20 protein-coding genes are annotated in these 22480 nt (G+C 65.3%); 14 read left to right on the top strand and 6 right to left on the bottom strand.

Annotated elements, in window-relative coordinates:
* Positions 1–7 precede the first annotated feature (7 nt).
* Entirely contained in the window at positions 8–391 is a 384-nt protein-coding gene (locus AB4Z32_RS06140) for a hypothetical protein (RefSeq protein WP_441935035.1), read from the bottom strand.
* 352 nt (positions 392–743) lie between these two features.
* Here AB4Z32_RS06140 and AB4Z32_RS06135 point away from each other — a divergent pair, with 352 nt between their 5' ends.
* Entirely contained in the window at positions 744–1511 is a 768-nt protein-coding gene (locus AB4Z32_RS06135; protein WP_441935034.1) for a PEP-CTERM sorting domain-containing protein, read from the top strand.
* Between the two features lie 60 nt (positions 1512–1571).
* Here AB4Z32_RS06135 and AB4Z32_RS06130 read toward each other — a convergent pair whose 3' ends face one another.
* Positions 1572–4343: a M16 family metallopeptidase gene (locus AB4Z32_RS06130; protein WP_441935033.1), complete on the bottom strand. Its 2772-nt coding sequence runs from the start codon at positions 4341–4343 to the stop codon at positions 1572–1574.
* A gap of 137 nt (positions 4344–4480) precedes the next feature.
* On the opposite strand from AB4Z32_RS06130, the gene AB4Z32_RS06125 reads away from it, so the two are divergent.
* From AB4Z32_RS06125 to AB4Z32_RS06085, 9 genes are all read left to right on the top strand, one after another.
* A complete protein-coding gene (locus AB4Z32_RS06125; RefSeq protein WP_441935032.1) occupies positions 4481–6577 on the top strand; it encodes an MASE4 domain-containing protein in 2097 nt (698 codons plus the stop codon).
* A gap of 113 nt (positions 6578–6690) precedes the next feature.
* On the top strand, positions 6691–7263 hold the full coding sequence (locus AB4Z32_RS06120; RefSeq protein WP_441935031.1) for a DUF882 domain-containing protein: 573 nt from the start codon (positions 6691–6693) through the stop codon (positions 7261–7263).
* Between the two features lie 10 nt (positions 7264–7273).
* Entirely contained in the window at positions 7274–8098 is an 825-nt protein-coding gene (locus AB4Z32_RS06115) for a hypothetical protein (RefSeq protein WP_441935030.1), read from the top strand.
* Positions 8095–8412 carry a hypothetical protein gene (locus AB4Z32_RS06110; protein ID WP_441935029.1) on the top strand — a complete coding sequence of 106 codons (318 nt, stop codon included), beginning with the start codon at positions 8095–8097 and terminating at the stop codon, positions 8410–8412. Before AB4Z32_RS06115 ends, AB4Z32_RS06110 begins: the two co-directional genes overlap by 4 nt.
* A 69-nt stretch (positions 8413–8481) precedes the next feature.
* The gene (locus tag AB4Z32_RS06105) at positions 8482–9831 is read left to right on the top strand and encodes a M20/M25/M40 family metallo-hydrolase (RefSeq protein ID WP_441935028.1); all 1350 of its coding nucleotides are present in this window, start codon (positions 8482–8484) and stop codon (positions 9829–9831) included.
* Positions 9832–9871: 40 nt separating this feature from the next.
* The gene (locus AB4Z32_RS06100; RefSeq protein WP_441935027.1) at positions 9872–10315 is read left to right on the top strand and encodes a thioesterase family protein; all 444 of its coding nucleotides are present in this window, start codon (positions 9872–9874) and stop codon (positions 10313–10315) included.
* Between the two features lie 66 nt (positions 10316–10381).
* Complete coding sequence (locus AB4Z32_RS06095; RefSeq protein ID WP_441935026.1) at positions 10382–10993, top strand: RNA polymerase sigma factor; 612 nt, start codon at positions 10382–10384, stop codon at positions 10991–10993.
* Positions 10994–11007: 14 nt separating this feature from the next.
* Positions 11008–11496 (top strand): hypothetical protein, encoded by a 489-nt coding sequence (locus tag AB4Z32_RS06090; protein WP_441935025.1) that lies wholly within the window; start codon positions 11008–11010, stop codon positions 11494–11496.
* Positions 11497–11516: 20 nt separating this feature from the next.
* Complete coding sequence (locus tag AB4Z32_RS06085; protein ID WP_441935024.1) at positions 11517–12617, top strand: hypothetical protein; 1101 nt, start codon at positions 11517–11519, stop codon at positions 12615–12617.
* 60 nt (positions 12618–12677) lie between these two features.
* On the opposite strand, the gene AB4Z32_RS06080 is transcribed toward AB4Z32_RS06085, so the two are convergent.
* Together AB4Z32_RS06080 and AB4Z32_RS06075 are read right to left on the bottom strand one after the other, a co-directional pair.
* Positions 12678–15068: a catalase gene (locus tag AB4Z32_RS06080; RefSeq protein WP_441935023.1), complete on the bottom strand. Its 2391-nt coding sequence runs from the start codon at positions 15066–15068 to the stop codon at positions 12678–12680.
* A gap of 127 nt (positions 15069–15195) precedes the next feature.
* Positions 15196–15693, bottom strand: a complete 498-nt coding sequence (locus AB4Z32_RS06075) for a DUF3016 domain-containing protein (RefSeq protein WP_441935022.1) — start codon at positions 15691–15693, stop codon at positions 15196–15198.
* 159 nt (positions 15694–15852) lie between these two features.
* Here AB4Z32_RS06075 and AB4Z32_RS06070 point away from each other — a divergent pair, with 159 nt between their 5' ends.
* From AB4Z32_RS06070 to AB4Z32_RS06060, 3 genes are all read left to right on the top strand, one after another.
* Entirely contained in the window at positions 15853–16602 is a 750-nt protein-coding gene (locus AB4Z32_RS06070) for a DNA-formamidopyrimidine glycosylase family protein (RefSeq protein ID WP_441935021.1), read from the top strand.
* 192 nt (positions 16603–16794) lie between these two features.
* Complete coding sequence (locus tag AB4Z32_RS06065) at positions 16795–18300, top strand: HD domain-containing phosphohydrolase (RefSeq protein ID WP_441935020.1); 1506 nt, start codon at positions 16795–16797, stop codon at positions 18298–18300.
* A 50-nt stretch (positions 18301–18350) separates the two neighbouring features.
* Positions 18351–20555, top strand: coding sequence for an ATP-binding protein (locus AB4Z32_RS06060; protein ID WP_441935019.1), 2205 nt, complete (start codon positions 18351–18353; stop codon positions 20553–20555).
* 10 nt (positions 20556–20565) lie between these two features.
* Here the strand turns inward: AB4Z32_RS06060 and AB4Z32_RS06055 are convergent, their stop codons facing one another.
* The gene (locus tag AB4Z32_RS06055; RefSeq protein ID WP_441935018.1) at positions 20566–20898 is read right to left on the bottom strand and encodes a hypothetical protein; all 333 of its coding nucleotides are present in this window, start codon (positions 20896–20898) and stop codon (positions 20566–20568) included.
* 199 nt (positions 20899–21097) lie between these two features.
* Here AB4Z32_RS06055 and AB4Z32_RS06050 point away from each other — a divergent pair, with 199 nt between their 5' ends.
* On the top strand, positions 21098–21517 hold the full coding sequence (locus AB4Z32_RS06050) for a PPC domain-containing DNA-binding protein (RefSeq protein ID WP_441935122.1): 420 nt from the start codon (positions 21098–21100) through the stop codon (positions 21515–21517).
* On the opposite strand, the gene AB4Z32_RS06045 is transcribed toward AB4Z32_RS06050, so the two are convergent.
* Positions 21463–22479 carry an EAL domain-containing protein gene (locus AB4Z32_RS06045; RefSeq protein WP_441935121.1) on the bottom strand — a complete coding sequence of 339 codons (1017 nt, stop codon included), beginning with the start codon at positions 22477–22479 and terminating at the stop codon, positions 21463–21465. The two genes, AB4Z32_RS06050 and AB4Z32_RS06045, sit on opposite strands and share 55 nt — an antisense overlap.
* Between the last annotated feature and the right edge of the window lies 1 nt (position 22480).

Here is a 22480-nt window from a genome sequence, read left to right as displayed (position 1 = left end):
TAACTGATTACTTCGAAGCGTCCTGCATCTTCTCGCCAGTATGCTCCAGCGCGCGACCGGTTGCGGCGGTCGCATTCTTGGCGCCTTCCTTCACGTTGGCAGCGGCTTCCTTCGAGCCTTGGCGCACCTCGGCGCCGGCTTCGCGCATGTTGGCGGCGGTACGGTCGGCCGCGGCGTCGATCTTCGCGTTGGCGCGGTCGGCGGCGGCGTTGGCGTTGGCGGCGGCGTCACGGGTCGCTGCGGCGGCGTTCGCACCGGCATCGTCGACGGCTTTACCCGCGGCCTGGGCCGGGCCCATGTCGTTCGTGGTCGTGGTGGTTTCGGCCTTGTGGCAGCCGGTGGCCAGCACGGCGACGGAGAACAGCAGAGCGGAAATGGTGGTGGTCTTCATGATGGGCTCCTTTTATTATTAAAAAATAAAGTGTATGGACGTATCCTACACGCCGTACCGCCGCGCACGATTGGCAATTGTGCCAAACCGTAACAAGAAAATCATTCCCTCCCCCGGCAACCCGGGCGCGTCGTTACATCTTTTTGCAAACCCCTGTGTTCATCATCTCTACCGATCCTGCCAAGCAAGTCAAAGTCGGCTTGGACAACTGTCGGAAATTCTTACAGTCTCAAGAAAAAAAGGGTTTTTGAACAGCAATAAGTCTTTGATTCTTGAAAATATTTCCCAAATGGCACAATAATTGCTTAACTATAATATTGAAGCAACTATAACCATTTACTAGGGAAATATTATGAAAATTACATCCATGATCGCTGTAGCCATCGCCTCCATGTGCGTGAGCGCAAGTGCGATGGCTGGCACCATCGCCTATTCGACCGGTGGCTATAACCCGTGGTACAACACCACGAACGACACCGCCATGAACACTACCTTCGGTGCCGGCAAGTGGGTCAAGTCGAATGGTTTCTCCACGAATGTTTTCGCCAACGCCGATTTCGTATTCCTCGACGGTAGCGACGGTAATGCGAACGAATTCAACAGCTTCCTGTCGGCCAACCGTAGCGCCATCGCCACTTACGTCGACAACGGCGGCCGTCTGTTCCTGAACGCAGCACCGAACCAGGGTGGATCGATCGACCTCGGTTTTGGCGTGACCCTGCAATATCCCGGCTTTAGCGGCCAAGTCAATGTCACCGCCGCGGGCGTTGCCGCCGGACTCACCACGGGTGGCATCGCAAGCTCGTACCAAGGCGGATCCTTTGGACACGCCACGGTCAGCGGCGGCGGCATCAGCGACCTGATCGAAAGTCAGCAGGGAGGCATTGTGTTTGGCGCAATGCAGTATGGCAAAGGCTTTGTCGCCTTTGGTGGCCAGACGACCACCAATTTCCATTCGCCGAATAACGATGCCCAGCGCCTGCTGGTCAACGAGTTGCAATATGTGGCAAGCGCTGAGACCCAAGGCAGCGCCGACGTGCCGGAACCTGCTTCCCTCGCGCTGCTTGGCCTCGGGGCGCTGGCGATCGTCGCTGCCCGCCGCAAGTCCGCAGCAAAATAAGGTTTCATGCGAGGAAGCCTGCGAAGCCGGGCTTCCTTGCCGCCTAAGCGCTCATCTTCCTCAAGGCAAGATCTTTCCATCCGCATCAATCTTGCGCACCTCCATCCCCAGGGCGCGCACGTCGGCCTCGACCTTGCTCATGTCGCCCACCACGATCCATAGCTGCTGATTCGGCAGGATCGTCCTTGCCGCCAGCGCATTCAGCTCGGCCGGATTCACGGCCCAGACCTTGTCCGTGTAGGTGTTGTAGTAGTCCTCGGGCAAGTGGTACTGCAGGATGGTGGCGTAGCCATTGCCGAGCTGGGAGATGGTCTCGAAGGCGCCGGGCAGGCCCAGGGTCTCGTTGTCCTGCGCCGCCTTCAGTTCCGGCCCGGTGATGGGACGGGCGCCGGCGATGTCGGCGTATTCCCTGGCGAGCTCGCGCAGGGCCGGCGCCGTCTTGTCGGTCTGCACCGGTGAAGCGCTGTACAGGATGCGCTGCCCGACCGCCGCCACCAGCCCGGAGCCGACACCGTAGGACCAGTGCTTGTCCTCGCGCAGGTCCATGTTCAGGCGCGAACTGAAGGTGCCGCCGAAGACGTCGTTCAGCAGATTCAGCGCCACCGCCTCCGGCGTATTGCGCGGCGGCGCCAGCTGGGCGCCGACGATCTCGCTCTGCAGGGCGCCGGGGCGGTCGATCAGGTAGATCACGGTTCTGTCCGGCTGCGCCACCCGGCTCACGTTCTTGCGCGGCACTTCCCCCGCCTGCCAGCCGCCGAAGGCCTTTTCGAGCAGCGGCTTCAAGTGGTCCATCGTGGTATCGCCCACCACCAGCAGGGTCGCGTTGTTCGGCTTGAACCAGGCCTGGTGGTAGCGCACCAGGTCGGCCCGCGTCATGCGCGCCACCGCCTGCTCGGTGCCGGTGCCGGTCAGCGGCAGGCCGTAGGCGTGGTCCTTGCCATACAGGAGTCCCGGCAGCACACGCAGCGCCATCGCGCGCGGCACCGTCTTTTCGCGGGCGATCGCGGCGATGCGCTCGCGCTGCAGGCGTTCGAAATCCGCCTGCGGAAAGGATGGATGCAGCACCAGGTCGGCGTACAGGCCCAGCGCACGGGACAGGGTTGGCGCCAGCACGTTCATGTTGACGAAGGCGCCGTCGAGGTTGGTGGCGGCGCCGAAGGAAGCGCCCAGCGCTTCCAGCTCGGCGCCGACCTGCAGTGAAGACCGCTTGTTTGCGCCATTCTGCGTTCCCTCCTCCATCATGCGCAGGCTCAGGCTTGCCAGGCCAGGCAGCTCGTGCGAGTCCGAGGCGTAGCCGGCATCGATCATCATCGACAGGTTCACCACCGGCGCGCCGTGGCGTTCGGCCAGCACCACCTTCAGGCCGTTCGACAGGGTCGCCGTCTGCATCGGCGGCAGGTGCAGCTTTTCGGGTTGGCCCAGCGGCGCTCCCTTGCCGCGGTCGAGGGTGGTGACCGAGGCGCCGAGACCGCCCGGGAAAGGATCGACCTCCAGGATATAGTCGCCATCGCCGAGCCACTCGGCCATGGCCTGGCGCACCATCGCCGGGGTTGCCGCCTGGATGCGCTTCAGGTAGGTCTTGTAGCAGTCGGGGTCGCCCGTAAACGTCATGCAGCGCGCCAGCATGTCGCTCTTGCCGCCGAAGCCGCCGACGCGCTCGACGCTGCGCGCGTACTGCGCCAGGATCGCCGTCCTGGCCAGGCGCAGTTCGTCCTCGCGCGGACCGCTCTTCATGAGTGCGCGCAATTCCTCGTCGGCGATGCTTTCCATGCGGGCCACGTCGGCGCCGGGACGCGCCGTCAGGTTGATGCCGAACTGGCCGGCGATCTCGCTCGAATCGTCGCTGGAAAACGCCGAGGTCGCCAGCTGCTCCCTGACCACCAGGCGCTGGTAGAGGCGCGAGGTCTTGCTGCCGCCCAGCACGTGGGCCGCCAGGTCCAGCAGCGCTTCTTCCGGCGTATCCGCTCCGGGAACATTCCAGACGCGGTAGATGCGCGCCTGCGGCACGCGGTCCTGCACGGTCTCGCGGTGGGTGCCGCTGCGCTTGGCGATCCATGCGCGCTGTTTTGCCACCGGCGGGCCGGGTGGAATATCTCCGTAGTAATGCTCGACCTTCTCGCGCGCCTGGGCGGGCGTGAGGTCGCCGGCCAGCACCAACACGACGTTGTTCGGGCCGTAGTTGGTCTTGAACCAGTTGGTGACGTCGCTCATGGAAGCGGCGTCGAGGTCGTCCATCGAGCCGATCGTGGTCCAGGAATAAGGGTGGCCCGCCGGCCAGGTATTCTCGGTAACGATCTGCTCGACCACGCCATAGGGCTGGTTCTCGCGCTGGCGCTTCTCGTTCTGCACCACGCCACGCTGCAGGTCCAGCTTCCTCTGGTCGAGCACGCCCAGCAGATGGCCCATGCGGTCGCTCTCGGCAAACAGGGTGTAGTCGAGCATCGAGGTCGGCACGGTCTCGAAGTAATTGGTGCGATCCTTGTTCGTGGTGCCGTTCAAGTCGCTCGCACCGATGCCTTCCAGGGCGGAAAGAAAGGTCTTGTTGAAGTTGGCGCTGCCCGAAAACATCAGGTGCTCGAACAGGTGGGCGAAGCCGGTCTTGCCCGGCTTCTCGTTCTTGGAACCGACGTGGTACCAGGTGTTCACCGCCACCACGGGCGATTTGTGGTCCTCGTGCACGAGCACGGTCAGGCCGTTCTTCAGCACGAATCTCGTGTAGGGGATATCGGGGATGGGGATGTCGACGGCGGCCGGCGGCGCGGCTGCGGCGAACGAGGCCAGTACCGCGAGCAACAACGCCCCCACGGTTCGAGAAACAATCGACAGACGCATGCGGTGCCTCCTGGAATCCGGCTGCCCATTCTATGCCAGCGGGGAGGCGCGCAGCAGCATGTTATGCTTAACGACTTCCTCCTCCCTGATGACGCTGCTCCACGCACCCCGTCGAGCATTGCAAAACAGGCAGCTCAATGATCTCCCATACTTCCTCTCCCGCCCGCTTCGCCCCTTTCCAGATCGGCGCCTTCGCAGCCGCCGCTTTCGTTGCGCTCGCCACGCTGCTGCTGATGCCGATCGCCAGCCACAAGTGGCCGAACGTGCAGGCCTTTGTGCCGGCCTATCAGGCTATGCTGATCGGCACCTATCTGCTGGCATCCTACCTTGTCTACGGTTATTTCCTGCAAACGCGCATCCGTTCGCTGCTGTGGCTATGGTCCGGTTGCGTGTACACCGCGGCGGTGCTGGCCGCGCAGTTCCTGTCCCTGCCCGGCGCCTTCGTTGCCAAGGAGCGCCTGTTGGGCGGCGCGCAGACGACCATCTGGCTGTGGTTCTTCTGGCACCTCGGCGCGGGCGGCATGTTGCTCGGTTATGCGGTGTCGGAATGGCGCGGCGAGGGCCGGACCGTCGCGGATGCCCGCCGCAGCTTCGTCCGCGCCGCCACGATCATGGCGGTGGCGCTGGCCGCGACCCTGGCGGCGGTGACGGTCCTGCACGATTTCCTGCCGGTCCAGAACGTCGGCGACGACTACAGCCTGGTGACCAGGACCGGTTACGGCCCGCTTATCCAGGCGATCCTGTTCGCGGCCCTGTTCTTCCTGTGGCGCGCCAGCCGCTTCCGCACGCCCATCAGCGCCTGGCTGGGCGTGGCGATCCTGGCGCTGGCCTTCGATAACATCATCACGATGGCCGGCGGAGCGCGGCTGTCGGTCGGCTGGTATGTCGGCCGCCTGAATGCGCTGCTGTCCGCACTCGTCATGCTGGTGCTGTACATGCAGACCATCCACCGCGTCTACCTGAAGGCAGCTTCCAACGCCGACGAACTCGCGCTCGCCAAGGACAAGCTCGAACGCCACCAGGAGCGGCTGGAACTGCTCGTCAGGGAACGCACGCGCTCGCTCGAAGATGCCCAGAACGCGCTGCTGCATGCCCAGAAGCTGGAAGCCATGGGCAAGCTGACCGGCGGCGTCGCCCACGATTTCAACAACGTGCTGCATATCATCAGCGGCAATCTCGACCTGATCCGCATGCTGTCGGCCGCCAACGACAAGGTGCTGCAGCGCTGTACCTCGGCACGCGATGCTGTGCGGCGCGGCGCTCGCCTGTCCTCGCAGCTGCTGTCCTTCGCCCGCAAGCAGCCCCTGCAGCCCGCGCCGACCAGCATGGCCCAGGTACTGGCCGACATGGACGAGCTGCTCAAGCGCGCCGTCGGCGAACGCGTACGAATCGACCTCGCGATCGCGCCCGACAGCTGGAACGTGCGGGTCGACCAGCAGCAGCTGGAGAACGTCATCCTGAACCTCACGCTGAATGCGAGCGATGCGATGCACGGCGGCGGCGTGCTCGCCATCCAGGTATCGAATACGGTGCTGGCCGACGGCGAAGCCGAGCAGCTGCAACTGGGCGGCAAGGAATATGTGTGCGTGGCCTTCATCGACACCGGCAGCGGCATGGACACGGAAGTCCGCGAGCGCGCCTTCGAGCCCTTTTTCACGACCAAGGGCGTCGGCAAGGGAACCGGACTCGGCTTGAGCATGGCTTACGGCTTCGTCAAGCAAAGCGGTGGCCACATCGAGATCGACAGCGAGCCTGGCCGCGGCACGAACGTGACCATCCTGCTGCCGCGCACCATTGAAGCGGCGGTCGAGAAGGTTGCGGCGCCGGCCGCCGCCGTCGCGGGCGGCAGCGAGACCATCCTCGTCGTCGACGACGAGATCGCGATCCAGGACAATGTCGCCGAAATCCTGTCGGCGCTCGGCTACCGGATCCTGCGGGCCAGCAGCGCCGACGAAGCGGCCATCGTACTGCGCCAGCACCGCCGGATCGACCTGCTGTTCACCGACGTCATCATGCCGGGCACGATGAACAGTCCGAAACTGGCCGCCGTCGCCCGCGAGCTGCACCCGGAAATCCGCGTGCTGTACACCTCGGGCTATTCGGAAGACGCGGTCATCCAGGACGGCAAGCTGAAGCAGGGTGTGAGCCTGCTGAACAAGCCATATAGCGACGAGGAACTGGCGCGGGCGATCCGTACCGCCCTGAATGGCAACAGGCAAGTTTATATGAATTGAAATCTTTCCCTACCATGTAGTTCTGGACTGACAGCCCTTGGGGAAATACGCCTCCTGCATGCATTGCACATGAGGCGTATCATGTCTCCTTGCGAACTCGTAAGGAAAGCCTCATGAACCAACGACGCTCATTCCTCAAAAGCTCCGCCATGCTGGCCTCTGTCCTCGGGGCGCCGGCGGTGATCCGGTCCGCGAAGGCGGCCAATATTCCACCCACGAACGCCGCCGCCGCCGTGGCGCCGAACGAACGGGTCTTGCGCCTGTACAACACCCACACCGGCGAAAGCCTGCGCAGCATCTTCTGGGCCGAAGGCGAGTTCATACCGGACGCCTTGCAGGACATTAATAAACTGCTGCGCGACCACCGCAACAACAAGATCTCGGCCATCGATCCGAAGCTGCTGGTATTGCTCGACCGCATCAGCGCCCAGTACAGCAGCCACCCGACCATCCACGTGATTTCGGGCTACCGCTCGCCGGAAACGAACGAGAAATTGCACGAAAACACGACCGGCGTGGCAAAGCACAGTCTGCACATGGAAGGCAAGGCCATCGACGTGCGCATTCCCGGCCAGGACCTGGCCAAGTTGCACAAGATCGTCATGGCGGAGAAGGCGGGCGGGGTCGGCTATTACCCTGACTCGCAATTCGTCCACATGGACGTCGGCCGCGTTCGCTACTGGTAAGGCGCCCGCGATGCGCCCGCACGGTTTCCCGATCGCGCTTGCCCTCGCTGCCATGCCGGCCCTGGCGCCGGCGCAGCAGGCAAATCCGGAGGTGGCGGAGGGCAAGCCGCAAACCGTCACCGTGACCTCGACCCGCGATCCGGTCGACAAGTCCTACCGCAAAATGATCAGCGGCATGGAGCGATTCGAGCGCGAGCACGCGCTGGCGCCCCAGGCCACCTTGCGCTTCCGCCTGCTGCCGCGTTCGCCGAAGGTGAACATGCGGGGCATCACCCTGCGCGCCCTCGGCGACCACATCGCCGTGCCGATCCCGGTGGCGGAAGACAATACCTTCGTGCTGCCGCGCAACGAGCAGGCCTTGCGCGAAGACGCCGCCGTGGTCGCCAACCGCAAGACCACCAGCATGACCTGGCGCGCCCAGGTGATCACGCCAGGCTTGCCGCCCGGTACGCGGCGCCTGGGCGACCTGCGCCTGGAATGCCTGGTCGGCATGGAGGCGGGACTGGTATCGAACAGCTCGCCGCTGTTCGGCTGGATCTCGAACGCCCTCACCACGCCGGAACAGGTCTGCAACAGCCCGGACGGCAATTTCCTGTTCTTTACGGAGCGCCCCGTGTTCTCGGTCACCCTGCACGCCGGCGAGCGCACCGAGATCCTGCCCTTCCGCATGCTCTACGCCGGCGGCGACCAGAGCCCCGGCATGCTGGAATACTGCGACTGCCAGGTCTTGCTCGACCGCACCTATTACGCGCCGATCTGGGACCGCAGCTGGCCGGACGACACCCTGGTCAGCTTCGAGTACATGATTGACCCGCCGGCGGAGGTCCCGCCATGAAACCCTTCGTCACCTTATTCGCCGCGGCGCTGCTGCTGGGCGGCTGCGCCACCAGCCCGAACGAGCCCGGCAAGATCGTCGCCGAAGACCGTTTTTCGCAAGCCGTCGTCCCCGGCCGCACCACGCGCGCCGAGCTGCTGGCCGCCTTCGGTCCGACCAGGAACGTCGTGTTCGACAGCGGCTATGAAGCCTGGCTCTACGAAGCGAATGCCGGCGCCGGCCGCCACACCGAACTGGTGCTGCTGCTGGACCCCGCCGGCGTCGTCCGGAAAATGCGCCGGCGCCCGCCTTATCCCACCGATCCGCAACGCTGAACCCTGTCCATACAGCCAGCCGGCACCGAATCGGTGTACAGTTGAGCATCATTACTTTGGAAAGATGCGATGCGCAGGACGGTGAAGGCAATGCTGGGGCTGGCGGCAGGCGTGGCGATGCAGGTGGCGGCGGCCCAGCAGCCCGCTCAGCAAACTCCGCAGCAACTGAGCCCGGTGGAACAGCGGATCGTGGCCGAGATCCGCGCCCATGCGCCGCAAGCCCTGGAACTGCTCCGGCAAAGCGTCCTCATCAACAGCGGTACGATGAACCAGGCGGGCGTGCGCGCGGTCGGCAAGCTGTTCCGCGACCAGTTCGACGAACTCGGCTTCAAGACGCGCTGGATCGAGCTGCCGTCCGACATGCAGCGCGCCGGCCACCTGCTGGCCGAGCGCCGGGGCAAACAAGGCAAGCGCCTGTTGCTGCTGGGCCACCTCGACACCGTCTTCGAACCCGGCAGCACCACCCCGGCCTGGGAACCGCAACCCGGCCCCGACGGCAAAGTTACGACCATCAAGGGCCAGGGCGTGTCCGACATGAAGGGCGGCGACGTCGTCATCGTCGAAGCCCTGCGCGCCCTGCAGCGCGTGGGCGCGCTCGACGACACCCGCATCGCCGTCATGCTGACCGGCGACGAGGAGGAAGCCGGCAATCCGAAGAGCATCTCGCGCGGCGACATGGTCGACATCGCCAAGCGCAGCGACGTCGCCCTCAGCTTCGAAGGCAGCATCACCGGCAAGGACGGCATGGCGGCCGCCACCGTGGGCCGGCGCTCGACCGCCTTCTTCGAGCTCGAGGTCAAGGGGAAACAGGCGCACTCGATGGGCGTGTTCGGTCCGGGCGGCTATGGCGCCGTGTACGAGGCGGCGCGCATCCTCGACGCCTTCCGCCAGCAGGTGGTGGAACCCGGCCTCACCTTCAACCCGGGCGTGATCCTGGGCGGCACCGAAGTATCCTTCGACGACGAGCATTCGCGCGGCACCGCCTTCGGCAAGACCAATGTGATCGCGAATACCGTCACCGTGAAAGGCGACCTGCGCTACCTCGACTACGGCCAGCGCGACCGCGCCCAGGCGCGCATGCGCGAGATCGTGGCCCGGAGCCTGCCGGGCGCCAGCGCGGCGATCAACTTCCGCGACTCCTACCCGCCGATGGCGGTCACGCCCGGCAACCTGAAGGTGCTGGAACAGTATTCGCGGGCCAGCCAGGACGCCGGCCTGGGCCCGATCGGCATGGTGCCGCCGGAATCGCGCGGCGCCGGCGACATCCAGTTCGCCGCGCCCTACGTCGACAGCCTCGACGGCCTCGGCGCCAGCGGCGGCGGCGCCCATTCGCCCAACGAAAGCCTGGAAGTGGCTTCGATCGAACGCAGCGCGATCCGCGCCGCGATCTTGATCTACCGCCTGACCCGCCAGGACTGAGACCAGCTACGCTATCCGCTCCCGAGTGGATTCACGAACCATGGCACGCTTACAACTCGACTTCCCCGAAGACCAGTACTACTACACGACCTTGCTGACGGTGCGCGTCACCGACATCAATGCCGCCAACCACCTCGGCAACGACTCGATGATCTCGATGATCTCCGAGGCGCGCGCCCGCTTCCTGTTCGAATTCGGCGTCCCCGAAACCGAGCGCGACGGCACCGGCATCATCGTCACCGACCTCGCCACCACCTACCGCGCCGAAGCGCATGCGCGCGACCAGCTGCTGTTCGAAGTCGGGGTCATGGATTTCAACAAGTACGGCGGCGACATCACCTTCCGCATCACCCGCCCGCGCGACAAGAAGCTGGTGGCGATGGCCAAGCAGGGCTTCGTCTTCTTCAACTACAAGACCAGCCAGGTCGTCGCGATGGCGGACGATTTCCGTTCCAAATTCGACCGGGTGAACTGGATCGATTAAAAAAATCCAAAAATACCTGGAACTTTTTTAGTTCCTTGGCGGAATATGGGTAAAGAACCGCTACCCATGAACACGACCTCCGCCACTTCCGACACCGAGCTGCTGCGCGCCATGCGCGGCGGCGCCGCAGATGCCTTCGCGGCCCTGTACCGGCGCCACCAGGGGCCGCTGTACCGCTTCGCCCTGCTGCGCTGCGGCTCGCCCGGCACCGCGGCCGACGTGGTGCAGGAAGCCTTCATGGGCCTGCTGACCGAGCGCTTCCGCTTCGATCCGCTGCGTGGCCAGCTGCAGGCCTTCCTGTTCGGCGTGGCGCGCAAGCTGATCCTGAAGGGCGAGGAAGGCCGCCGGCGCCACGTCGCCCTGCCCGGCGCGGACGCCCAGGACGATGGCCCCGAAGAGGATCCCGAGTCCGACCTGGCGCTGGACGAAGGCGGACCGCTGGCGCGGCTGCTGGACAACGAAGCCGCCGAGCAGGTGCGGCGCGCCCTGGCCCACCTGGCGCCCCACTACCGCGACGTCGTCATCCTCTACGAAATGCACGAACTCTCCTATGCCGAGATCGCCGACATCTGCCAGGTCGACATCGGCACCGTGCGCTCGCGCCTGTCGCGCGGCCGCGCGGCCCTGGCAAAGCGCCTGGCCGGCTGGCGCAATGCGCCCGACCTGGCCCAAGCATGAGAAGGACAGCCCACATGGACACCCGAGAACCGATAGCCCCCCTGATCGACGCCCTGCGCGCCGAGATGGCAAAACAGGACGCCCCGCGCGGCGTGGAAAAAGAGCTGATGCAGGCTTTCGCCCGCCAGTTTCCGCAAACGCCCTGGTACCGCGGGCTGGCGCTGCGCCGCTGGGCCCTGGCCGGCGGCCTGTCGACCGCGGTGACGGCCGTGACCGTCTTCAGCCTGCTGCTGCACAACCCGCGCCTGGCCGTGGATCCGGACGCCCGCAGCCGCCCGCTGATATCGCGCGACGGCGGCGGCCTGTTCATCGCGCTGGAGTCGCCCGAGCGCATCGAGCAGGAGCCGGCGCCGCGCATGGTCGAAACCGAAGTATCCCGCAGCAGCCTGGCGCCGCTGGGGGTCCCGCTTACCCCGGAAAACGCCGGGGATACCGTCCGCGCCGAGATGCTGCTCGGCGCCGACGGCCAGCCGCTGGCGGTGCGCCTGACTTCCCTTAATTAGATATTCAAACCGAGGATGCCATGAAGACCAAACAACTCGTTCTTGCAGTCCTGCTGGCCAGCCTGGCCATTCCCGCCCTGGCCGAAGAGGGTCCCACCGGCGACCCGCGCGCCGGCGCAGTCAAGGTCCAGGCGGATCGCTTCTTCGTGGGGCGTGACGGCACGTTCAGCGCCTCCGGTCCGGCCACGTTCACGATCACCCGCGACACCGCGATCCGTCCGATCAAGAACGCCCCCTACAGCGCGCAGATGGTCACGGAGCGCCAGCAGAACCTGTCCGACGGCAACCAGATCGCCGACCGCCACACCACCATGGCCTACCGCGACAGCGCCGGCCGCACCCGCCAGGAAGTGGTCGACGCCAAGGGCGAGCTGAAGCTGATCACCATCCACGATCCCGTCGCCGGCGCCACCTGGATCCTGAAGCCCCAGGACCGCACCGCGACGAAGATCGCCCGTGCCGGCGATGCCGCGCGCGTCGCCGCCCGCCAGGCGGCCGAGGCCTCGCGCAAGGCTGCCGAGGCCGGACGACAAGCGGGCGAGGAAGCCCGCGCCCGGGTCGAGCAGATGCGCAGGGACGGCATCCTGCCGAGCGTCGAACGCCGCAAGCTGGACGACGGCAGCGAAGAGATCATCGTCAAGCGTGTCGCCCGCGCGAACCCCGAGCTCCGCCAGAACATCCAGCAGGACGTGCACATCCAGGTGTCGAAGGCGCTGGAGGAAAACAGCGAGGCCCTGCGCGCCGCCCAGGTGCGCCTGGCGCCGCTGACGGCCGGCGTGTTCGGCGACATGAAGTGGGCCTCGAAAGCCGCCACCAAAGACCTCGGTACCCGCGAGTTCAACGGCATCAAGGCCGAGGGCAAGCTGCGCAGCTACGAGATCCCGGCCGGCGAGATCGGCAACCGCAACCCGATCGTGGTCTCGGACGAGACCTGGTACGCGCCGGACCTGCAGGTGACCGTCTACACCAGGCACAGCGATCCGCGCAGCGGCGACACCGTATTCCGCCTGGATAATCTGAAACGCGAGGAACCGGCGCCCGCCCTGTTCACCGTGCCGTCCGACTACACGGTCAAGGATCCGCTGGCCAAGCTGGCCGCCAGGGCCGACAAGGCGCAATAAGCATGAAAAACGCCGGCCTCGGCCGGCGTCCACGTTTGTCGCAGGGATGCGGAAACGCCTTTACACCATCGGCGGATCGGTTTCGCGCGCGAAGGCGCGATGGCCGGCCAGCGCGGCCTGAAAGTCGGCCAGCACACCATCCACCAGCAGGGCCGGATCGTTCGAGCCGTCCGGCAGCGTCGTCGGCACCATCGCCTTGGCCAGCAGGTCGGCGCCGCTGCCCATCGCCAGGATCGGTTTGCAGTGACGGTACTGCTCGCGCACGAAGTCGATCGCGTGGGCATTGCGCGCCAGGGTATCGGCGGCACCGTCCGGCACGATCATGCCGTCGTACATCACCGATGGCCCGGCCTCCAGCGAGATCTCGACATCCAGGGCGGTACCGCCTGCCGCCTTCACCTTGCCCAGCATAGCGCCCACCAGGCGCGGCACCGCGCCGGCTTTCAAAAGACCGGTGTACAGGTTGTTGACCTGGGCCTCATCGACGCCCGGCGCCACCAGGATCGCGACGCGGCGCGTACGGACGCCTGTCTCGCCGGGCCGACTCATCAGCGACAGCGCCGGCGACGGCGGATAGTCCGGCACCTCGCCATCGAAAGCGCGCGGCTGCGGCGCCGGCACCTCCATCCCCAGGCCTTCGGCGACCTTGGCGACGAGGTCGTTGTCGACATTGCCCAGCAGGGCAAGGATGCGCTGGCGCACTGCCGGGGTCTGCACCCGGGTCAACTCGAAACGGAAAGCGTTCGCGATATGCGCTTGTTCCGCCGGGGTCTGGCTCCGGTAGAACAGGCGCGCCTGGCCATAATGCTCGGCGAACAGCGCTGGGTTGCCACGCACCTTGTCCTCGGTGGTAAAGCGCTCCGGGAAACTGGTGAAACCCATCTTGCCGGCCTGGAAAGGGCAACCGCCGCCCAGCGAATTCGGCTCGTAGTTCACGCGGCCCCGATGGATCGCCTGGCGATGCATGCCGTCGCGCTGGTTGTTCTGGACCTGCACGATCGGCGAGTTGATCGGGATCTCGTGAAAATTCGGCCCGCCAAGACGCGAAATCTGGGTATCCAGATAAGAGTGGTTGCGGCCCTGCAGCAGAGGATCGTTGCTGAAGTCGATGCCGGGTACGATATGAGCGGTGCAGAACGCCACCTGCTCGGTCTCGGCGAAGAAGTTGTCCGGGTTCCGGTTCAGGACCATGCGGCCGACCGGCGTCAGCGGTACCAGCTCCTCCGGCACCAGCTTGGTCGGATCGAGGATATCGAAGGGGAAGGAAGCGGCCTGCTCTTCCGTGAAGACCTGCAGCGCGAGTTCCCATTCCGGGAAGTTGCCGGACTCGATGGCTTCCCACAGGTCGCGACGATGGAAATCCGGATCGGCACCGGAAATCTTGACAGCCTCGTCCCAGACCAGCGAGTGTGTGCCCTGCAGTGGATTCCAGTGGAACTTCACGAAGCGCGACTCGCCCTCCGCATTCACCAGGCGGAAGGTGTGCACGCCAAAGCCCTGCATGGTACGGTAACTGCGAGGAATCGCGCGATCGGACATGGCCCACATGAGCATGTGCGCGATCTCCGGGGATAGCCCGGCAAAGTCCCAGAAGGTGTCATGCGCGGTCGCCGCCTGCGGCATGCCGTGGTGCGGCTCCGGCTTGGCGGCATGCACCAGGTCGGGGAACTTCATTGCATCCTGGATGAAGAACACGGGGATGTTGTTACCGACCAGGTCCCAGTTGCCCTCGTCGGTATAGAACTTGACCGCAAACCCGCGCACGTCGCGCGCGACATCGGTCGAACCGCGCTCGCCGGCAACGGTCGAAAACCGCACGAACACCGGTGTACGCTTGCCCTTCGCGGCGAACGGTGCTGCTCGGGTAAGCGTGCTGAAGTCGTCATAGGCTTCGAAAAAGCCGTGCGCGGCCGAGCCGCGCGCGTGTACGACACGCTCGGGAATGCGCTCGTGGTCGAAATGGGTAATCTTTTCTCGCAGGATGAAATCTTCCATCGCGGTCGGACCGCGAAGGCCAATCTTCAGCGAGTGCTGGTTGTCCGCCACCGGCACGCCCTGGTTGGTGGTCAGGTGGCGGTCGCCCGGGTCGACGCGTACGCGGTCCAATGGTGCCACGGTGGGATTGGCGCCGATCGCCGGCTTGCCGTCACCGACCTTGTCGGAACTGGCGATCTCGCTGCTGGTACTGCCGGTGGCTGCCGGCGTAGCGGGCTTGTGGTGATCGCCCTCGGCCGGCGTGCGGGCCGCGTCGCCGTACTCGCCAGGTTTGTTCGGATTGAACGGCATGTCGGCGGCCAGCTGCTTCTCCGCGGCGGCCTTGTCGAACAGCCGTTTTTCGACCGGATTGCCGGCCTTGGCAGGGCTGGGCGGCCCCGCCTCGGAGGGGCCGGACACGGTACTTAATACGGAACCGGCGCCATCGGCGCCGGAGGTCTTCTTGGATGCGGTCATCGTGTCCTCTTCTTGAACCCTCGTTGAAAGAACACTTAACTTAGTCCACAAGGCCACGACCGTACGGTTAGCTGACTAACATATGGCCGACAACCCTTTGAATAGCGGATGGTCCAGGCAGTCCGCTTCAACGCCGGCTGCGCGGCAGCGGTCCGATGGTCTTCTGGAACCAGTCGTCGATCATTTGCTTCTCGTAGCGCAGCGGTTCGGTGTCGAAGTAACGGACGCTGTGATCGAGGTAGTTCATGTCGCTCAGCCGCGCCTCGCCGCTCTTGATGACCTGGCCGTTCTGCTCCAGCGAATAGCGCAGTTCGATGCGCGGCCAGTCCGCGCGGCCGGTCATGACGCGCAGGTCGCGGCCCGCGCGCGCGCTCGGGATCAGGCGGCCCGCGAGGTCGACGTCCGTCACCTCGATGCGCAGGTCCTGGCCCTGCGGCAGGCTGTTGCCCAGCTTGACGAAGTGCTCGCTCAGTTGCTTGAGCGTGTCTTCGCGGTCCCAGGGCACGAAGGGCACGTCGGTGAATTTATCCGGCTGTATGTAGGTGACCGTGGTGGCGGCGCCGGCGCTGCCGGCCACCAGCGCGAACAGGCCCGCGAGGGCCAGTTTCTGCATGCGCGAGCTCATTTTGTTTTCCTTTCGTCGAAGTCGTCTTGCCATATCAATATACGCTGCATTTGATGCCCATGTCCGTCTCCTTCTATCCTTCGTTTGTAATGAAATGTTAGTCCCCGCACACCGGCTGCGGACTCTTCCGCCCGACAATGAGGGCGAAGGGAGGACGCCGTGCCGGAAGGACCATCGCTCTACATTCTGAAGGAGCAGACCGCCCGCTTCGTGGGCCAGACGATCGTGCGCGCCGAAGGCAATACCTGGGCCATCGATACCGCGCGCCTGCTGAACCAGCCGGTCCTGGCGCTGCGCACCTGGGGCAAGCAGTTCTTCATCCAGATGCCCACCATGGCCGTGCGCATCCACTTCCTGCTGTTCGGCACCTACCGCATCGACGAGCGGCGCGAAAAGGAGCCGCGGCTGTCGCTGGGTTTCGCCGACGGCAGCGAGATCAATTTCTACGCCTGCTCGGTAAAGGAAGTCGATTGCGAGCTCGATGCCCTCTACGACTGGGAAGCGGACGTGATGTCCGATGCCTGGAACCCTGCGAAGGCGCGCAAGAAGCTGCGGGCCGAATCGAAAAAAAACGCGGACATGCTGGTCTGCGACGCCCTGCTCGACCAGGAGATCTTTTCCGGCGTCGGCAACATCATCAAGAACGAGGTGCTGTTTCGCATCCGCCTGCACCCGCTGTCCACGGTCGGCGCCCTGCCGCCCGCCAAGCTGCGCGCCCTGGTCGAGCAGGCCCGCCAGTACAGCTTCGACTTCCTGGCCTGGAAAAAGGAATTCACCCTCAAGAAGCACTGGCTGGCGCACAACCAGAAAACCTGCCCGCGCTGCCACATCCCCTTCCACAAGGCGAATCTCGGCCGCTCGAACCGGCGCAGCTTCTGGTGCGAACGCTGCCAGAAGCGCTATCAATGAGCCGCGAAAATGTTTTTAAATTGCAAACACCATTAAAAAACGTTGCGGCATTGTGACTTTTTGGTTTAGTTACGAACTGTTTCTTGTTGTTAATGGGTACTGCTCATACTACAATCGATTCGCGTAATACTGCCGTAACGCAAGATTTCTTTGTTCTTTTTTTCAGACGCAATCACGATACTGGACATCGTCATGTCATTCCTGTCTGCCGCTGCGCCCAAGCTTGCCCCGTGGAAAGTATTGCTCGTCGATGACGAGCCGGACATCCATGACATCACCAAGCTCACCCTGTCGCGTTTCCGCCTGGACGGCCGCGGCCTGAGCTTCGTGCATGCCTACAGCGGCGAGGAAGCCAAGCAAGTGCTGGCGCGCGAAAAAGACATCGCGCTGGTGTTCCTGGACGTGGTGATGGAGCGCGAAGACAGCGGCCTGGAAGTGGCGCGCTGGTTGCGCCAGGACCTGGACAACCAGTTCACCCGCATCGTGCTGCGCACCGGCCAGCCCGGCCAGGCGCCGGAAGAACGCGTGATCGTCGATTACGACATCAACGATTACAAGGAAAAGACCGAACTCGATCGCACCAAGCTGTTCACCACCACCTTCGCCGCCCTGCGCGCCTATCGCGACATCATGAAGGTCGAGGATGCGCGCCGCGTGCAGCTGACCTACCGCGAAGGCCTGGAACGCGTGATCGCCGCATCAAGCCATATCTTCCAGCAGCGTAACCTGAAGGACTTCGCCAGCGGCCTGCTGCAGCAGGTCGTGGCCCTGCTGCGCCTCGAGCAGAGCATGCTGCTGCGGGTGGCCGGCGCCAGCGTCATCACCGGCGAGAGCCGCTACGAGATCCTGGCCCGCATCGGCGAGATGGGAGAAAGCGACATCGGCCCCGAACTGGTGGCCCAGCTCGACGAGGCGCGCCACAACCGCATCTCCAAGCTGCACGGCGACACCTACGTCGGCTACTTCCCGAACAACAGCGGCAAGGCTTCGCTGCTGGTGCTGAAAGGCGTCGACGAGATCTCCGAGATCGACGTCCAGCTGCTCGACGTGTTCTGCTCGGGCGTGGCGATCGCCTTCGACAACATCCTGCTGAACCAGGAGATCACCGATACCCAGGCCGAACTGATCCTGCGCCTCGGCGACGTGGTCGAGTCGCGCTCGAACGAGGCCGGCAACCACGTGCGCCGCATGGCCCAGGTCTGCCACCTGCTGGCCGAGGAATCCGGCATGTCCGAGGACGAGACCGCGGTGCTGATGCACGCGGCGCCGATGCACGACATCGGCAAGATCGCCACCCCGGACGCGGTGCTGCTGAAACCCGGCCGCCTCACGCCCGAGGAGTGGGAAATCATGAAGCAGCACCCGACCGTCGGCCTGCAGATCCTCGACGGCTCCCAGCGTCCGATCCTGAAGGCGGCCGCCGTGATCGCCCACCAGCACCACGAAAAATGGGACGGCAGCGGCTACCCGCAGGGGCTGAAGGGCGACCAGATCCATCCGTATGCGCGCATCGTGGCGGTGGCCGACGTGTTCGACGCCCTCACCCACGAGCGCTGCTACAAGGAAGCCTGGCCGATCGAGCAGGTGCGCGACTACCTGCGCGAAGTGGCGGGCCACCATCTCGATCCGCACTACGTCGATATCCTCGTCAAGAACCTCGACAAGGCGGACGACATCAACCGCCGCTGGCCAGACTGAAGTAGACTACGCGCGCCGGAGCATTCTTGCCCGGAACACAATTTGCTCCGATGCGCATCCGAACCCGACTGCTGATCCTGATCCTCGCGATCCTGGTGCCGACCTTCAGCGCCGCGACGCTGGCGGTCGGCTACGTCTATCTCGAGGAGCGGCGCGCCCAGGAAAACAGCGTCAAGGAAGCGGTGCGCGCCTTCGCCCTGCTGGTCGACAACGAACTGGAAATCAAGGAAGGCATCCTGCGCGCCCTGGCCAGCTCGCCCTCGCTGGCGCGCGGCGACCTCGAGGAGTTCTACCGGCACGCCAAGGTGCTGGCGCCGACGCCGGACACCTCCATCATCCTGACCGAGCCCGACGGACGCCAGCTGCTGAATACCCGGGTGCCGCTGGGCAGCCCGCTGCCGGCCCGGCGTGCGTCGAACATCGCCGAGCTGATGGAAACGCGCGGCGCCGACCGCACCCTGGTATCCGACCTGTTCAAATCGCCGCTGGGCGGCCAGCATGACTTCGTGGTGCAGGTGCCGGTGCGGATCGACGGCCGCATCCGCCACTTCCTCAACATGGGCGTGACCGCCGCCAGCCTGCAGCAGCTGATGGCGGAGCAGCGCTTCCCGGCCGAATGGGTGGCTGCGATCATCGACCGCCAGGGGAAGATCGTGGCGCGCTCGCGCGACGCCGAGCAGTACCGCGGGCGCTCGGTGAGCAGCGCCGCCTTGCGCCAGTTCGCCGCCGGCAGCGAGGGCGCGTTCAAGGGCCGCAACATGGCCGGCACCCCGGCCCGGGGCTTCTTCAGCACGGTGCCGGACGCCGGCTGGCGGGTACTGGTCAGCATCCCGCAAAGCGAGCTGCAGCGCGTGCCCGTGCATGCGGCAACTTACCTTGCGGGCATCATGGCCGCGCTGCTCGTGCTCTCGGTGGTGCTGACGCGCCGTTTCGGCCGGCGCGCCATCGGCCCCATCGAATACCTGGGCCGCAGCGCCGAAGACCTGGGCGAGGGCCGCGAGGTAGCCTACGCGCCGCAGGAGATCGTCGAGATCGACGTGGTGGCGCGCCGCATGGCCGAGGCCAGCGAGCGGATCCGCCGCGCCCAGGCCGAGCTGGAGCAGCGCGTGGCCGAAGCCGTCACCGCCAGCGAACAGGCGCAGGCGGCCATGATGCGCAGCCAGAAGATGGAAACCCTGGGCCGCCTGACGGGCGGCATCACGCACGAATTCAACAACCTGCTGCAGACCCTGACCACGGCGCTGCAGCTGGCGGCGCTGACCTCGAACCAGCCCAAGGTGCAGAGCCTGATCGACACCTGCAAGCGCACCGTCAGCCGCGCCACCGCCCTCACCGGCCAGCTCGGCTCCTTCGGCCGCCTGCAGGACGCCAAGCTGTCGACCGTCGCCCCCGCCGAACAGCTGCGCAATTCCCTGCAGCTGATCCGCAACGTGCTGCGCCAGGGGATCGAGCTCGAACTGAGCTGCGAGGACGATCTCTGGCCGGTGACGGTCGACCCGCTGCAGTTCGATCTCGCCCTGCTCAATCTGGGCATCAATGCGCGCGACGCCATGCCCGAGGGCGGCCGCCTCGCCGTCAGCGCGCGCAATTGCGCGCTCGAGCCGACCGTCGGGCGCGGCGGCGGCGATTACGTACTGGTCACCGTCACCGATACCGGCACCGGCATGGCGCCGGAGGTGCTGGCGCGCGCCCTCGACCCCTTCTTCACCACCAAGGAGCCGGGCAAGGGCAGCGGACTCGGACTGGCCCAGGCCTATGCCTTCGCGACCCAGTCGCAGGGTTCGCTGGTGCTGTCCAGCACGCCCGGCCAGGGCACCCGGGTCGAACTCTACCTGCCGCGCTCGATCCTGCCGCTGTCGCCCCTGCCCGGCCGCAGCGCCCAGTTGGAAGAGATGCACGCCAGCGGCAGGATCCTGTTCGTCGAAGACGATGCGCTGGTGCGCGAAGCGGTGACGCGCGGCCTGGAGGAAGCGGGGTTCGAAGTGCTGGTGGCGCCCGACGGCGAGCGCGCGCTGGCGATGATCGAGGCCGGACTGGACATCGATGTCGCCTTCTCGGACATCGTCATGCCCGGCAAGATCAGCGGCATCGACCTGGCCGGCATCCTGCGCGACCGCCGGCCCGGCCTGCCGGTGGTGCTGGCGACCGGCTACACCGACCAACGCGCCACCATGCCTGGCGTGCAGGTGCTGGCCAAGCCCTACGAGATCGGCCAGCTGGTGGAACTGCTCGACGGCCTGTCGAGACAGGCCTGATCGGCCTGCTTCAGAGGATCAGGCGCACACGTTCGGCGCCGACGGCCACCATGCAGGTGGTCGCATGCAGCTTGCGGCCGCCGGTGGTCGAGCAGTCCGCGCTCACGCGCTTGCCCTGGAAGGTACCGGCAAACTCGCCGTCGCCGCGCAGCAGCGAGACATGCTCGTCGATGACCTTGTTCTCGTTGACGAAGATCTTGACGCCGGTGCTGTCGACCAGCTCGCCGCGAATCTGGAGTGTGCCGTCCGCGCTGACATAGCGACTTTCGGTAGCAGGCGTGAACATGGCGCAGCCGGACAAGAGCATGCCCAGGCAGGCCATCAGTGTGAATTTTTGTGACATTTTTCCGCAGTTTTGAACGTTTTTTGTTGTTTGCCTCGACGGGCACGGCATACTATACGGAATTGATTAGCGGAAAACTATCACATCGTCACAATGACTGTTGTTATTCGGGTAATGTTAAAAGCCGAATGGCAACATGTATAGAATTGACGCAAGGCAACTGTTAGTTACGGCCGCCAGAATGTGACATCCCATGGACATGACTCCCCTCCCCTTGCGCATTCCCGCCCAGGCCGACCTGCGTGAAACGCTGGCCGGACTGTGCGCCAGCCACGGCGTGGGCGCCGCCTTCGTGGTGCAGGGCATCGGCAGCCTGAGCGTGGCCCGCATCCGCTTCGCCGGCGCGCCGGATTGCACGGAACTGCGCGGCGACCTCGAAATCCTGAGCCTGGGCGGCTCGCTGTCGCCGGATGGGCCGCACCTGCACATCGCCGTGTCGGATGCGGCCGGCAAGGTGACGGGAGGGCATATGGGGCCGGGCTGCGTGGTGCGCACCACGGCCGAGGTATTGGTGATGCTGCTGCCCGGCCACCGCTTCAGCCGGGAGATCGATCCGGCAACCGGCTACAAGGAATTGTTCGTCGGGCCCGCCGAGTCCTCGATCGCGACATCGCGGTAGAGTTCCTGCAGGCCGGTATCTTCCAGGTCCTCAAGCAGGCGGATCAAGGTCGTCGACACCGCTTTCATCGAGCTCAGCAAGCCGGCCAGTTCGTTCAGCGTCGCGCCGCGGCGCACTTTCTCGATGATGTCGTCGCCGATGCGGTGCAGCTCGCGGTGCGGGGCGTCGATCGCGTGGTAGATGGGTGTGGCGGCGATATGGCGGCCTTCGCCGAAATACCAGCGCCCCAGCGCGCAGTGGGTTGCGCTCATCTCCGGAAAGCCGTCCGCCTTGCGGGTCGGACAATTGCGCGGCAAGGTGGCGCGCTGGACCGCATAGCTGACGAGCTGGCGCCGCCACTGCACGTGGTCGAGGATGGCCAGGTGCACTTGCCCGACCGGAAAGCTGCGCGAACCGTCCGCCGTCGCGCGCAACTGGCGAAATGCGTCCACCGGCAGCGGCCGGCTGATCAGGTAACCCTGCATCAGCTTGCAGCCGGATTCGACCAGGAAATCGCGCTGGGCCTGGGTCTCCACGCCCTCGGCCACGACCTCCATGCCGAGTTCGTGGCCGATCCGGATCGAGGAGCGCACGATCGTCGCATCCTTGCGCGAGGCCAGCATGCGTCCGATCAGGCCCTGGTCCAGCTTGAGGGTGGTGAACGGCAGCCTGCTCAGGGTGTCGATGCTCGAATAGCCTATGCCGAAATCGTCCATCGCCAGGCTGATGCCGGCATCGACGATGCGCTGGATGCGCCCGAACAGGCGGTCGCAGGCCTGCAGCGCCTGGGTTTCGGTCATCTCGAGTTCCAGGCTGGCCGGCAGCAGCAGGTGGTCGCGGATGGCGCCGAGCAGGATGTCGCTCAGCGCATCGTCTTCGAAGTCCTCCACGCTGACGTTGAAGGAAATGCGGATGTCCGCGCCCAGGGTGCCGCTCATATCGTGCATGAGCTGGGTCAGGAGCTGCGCGGTCAGGGTCTTCAGC

It is taken from the genome of Massilia sp. 2TAF26, from assembly GCF_052115005.1.
Classification (GTDB): Bacteria; Pseudomonadota; Gammaproteobacteria; order Burkholderiales; family Burkholderiaceae_D; genus Telluria.
The sequence above is the reverse complement of the archived record's forward strand: the minus strand, read 5'-3'. Positions and strand labels throughout refer to the sequence as shown.

Excerpts from the sequence above, each read along its gene's own strand:
- AB4Z32_RS06120 (WP_441935031.1), top strand. The coding sequence starts at position 6,691 with ATGAACCAACGACGCTCATTCCTCAAAAGCTCCGCCATGCTGGCCTCT.
- AB4Z32_RS06060 (WP_441935019.1), top strand. The coding sequence starts at position 18,351 with ATGCGCATCCGAACCCGACTGCTGATCCTGATCCTCGCGATCCTGGTG.
- AB4Z32_RS06100 (WP_441935027.1), top strand. The coding sequence starts at position 9,872 with ATGGCACGCTTACAACTCGACTTCCCCGAAGACCAGTACTACTACACG.
- AB4Z32_RS06050 (WP_441935122.1), top strand. The coding sequence starts at position 21,098 with ATGACTCCCCTCCCCTTGCGCATTCCCGCCCAGGCCGACCTGCGTGAA.
- AB4Z32_RS06110 (WP_441935029.1), top strand. The coding sequence starts at position 8,095 with ATGAAACCCTTCGTCACCTTATTCGCCGCGGCGCTGCTGCTGGGCGGC.
- AB4Z32_RS06090 (WP_441935025.1), top strand. The coding sequence starts at position 11,008 with ATGGACACCCGAGAACCGATAGCCCCCCTGATCGACGCCCTGCGCGCC.
- AB4Z32_RS06125 (WP_441935032.1), top strand. The coding sequence starts at position 4,481 with ATGATCTCCCATACTTCCTCTCCCGCCCGCTTCGCCCCTTTCCAGATC.
- AB4Z32_RS06140 (WP_441935035.1), bottom strand. The coding sequence starts at position 391 with ATGAAGACCACCACCATTTCCGCTCTGCTGTTCTCCGTCGCCGTGCTG.
- AB4Z32_RS06055 (WP_441935018.1), bottom strand. The coding sequence starts at position 20,898 with ATGTCACAAAAATTCACACTGATGGCCTGCCTGGGCATGCTCTTGTCC.
- AB4Z32_RS06105 (WP_441935028.1), top strand. The coding sequence starts at position 8,482 with ATGCGCAGGACGGTGAAGGCAATGCTGGGGCTGGCGGCAGGCGTGGCG.
- AB4Z32_RS06075 (WP_441935022.1), bottom strand. The coding sequence starts at position 15,693 with ATGAGCTCGCGCATGCAGAAACTGGCCCTCGCGGGCCTGTTCGCGCTG.
- AB4Z32_RS06095 (WP_441935026.1), top strand. The coding sequence starts at position 10,382 with ATGAACACGACCTCCGCCACTTCCGACACCGAGCTGCTGCGCGCCATG.
- AB4Z32_RS06065 (WP_441935020.1), top strand. The coding sequence starts at position 16,795 with ATGTCATTCCTGTCTGCCGCTGCGCCCAAGCTTGCCCCGTGGAAAGTA.
- AB4Z32_RS06115 (WP_441935030.1), top strand. The coding sequence starts at position 7,274 with ATGCGCCCGCACGGTTTCCCGATCGCGCTTGCCCTCGCTGCCATGCCG.
- AB4Z32_RS06085 (WP_441935024.1), top strand. The coding sequence starts at position 11,517 with ATGAAGACCAAACAACTCGTTCTTGCAGTCCTGCTGGCCAGCCTGGCC.
- AB4Z32_RS06080 (WP_441935023.1), bottom strand. The coding sequence starts at position 15,068 with ATGACCGCATCCAAGAAGACCTCCGGCGCCGATGGCGCCGGTTCCGTA.
- AB4Z32_RS06135 (WP_441935034.1), top strand. The coding sequence starts at position 744 with ATGAAAATTACATCCATGATCGCTGTAGCCATCGCCTCCATGTGCGTG.
- AB4Z32_RS06130 (WP_441935033.1), bottom strand. The coding sequence starts at position 4,343 with ATGCGTCTGTCGATTGTTTCTCGAACCGTGGGGGCGTTGTTGCTCGCG.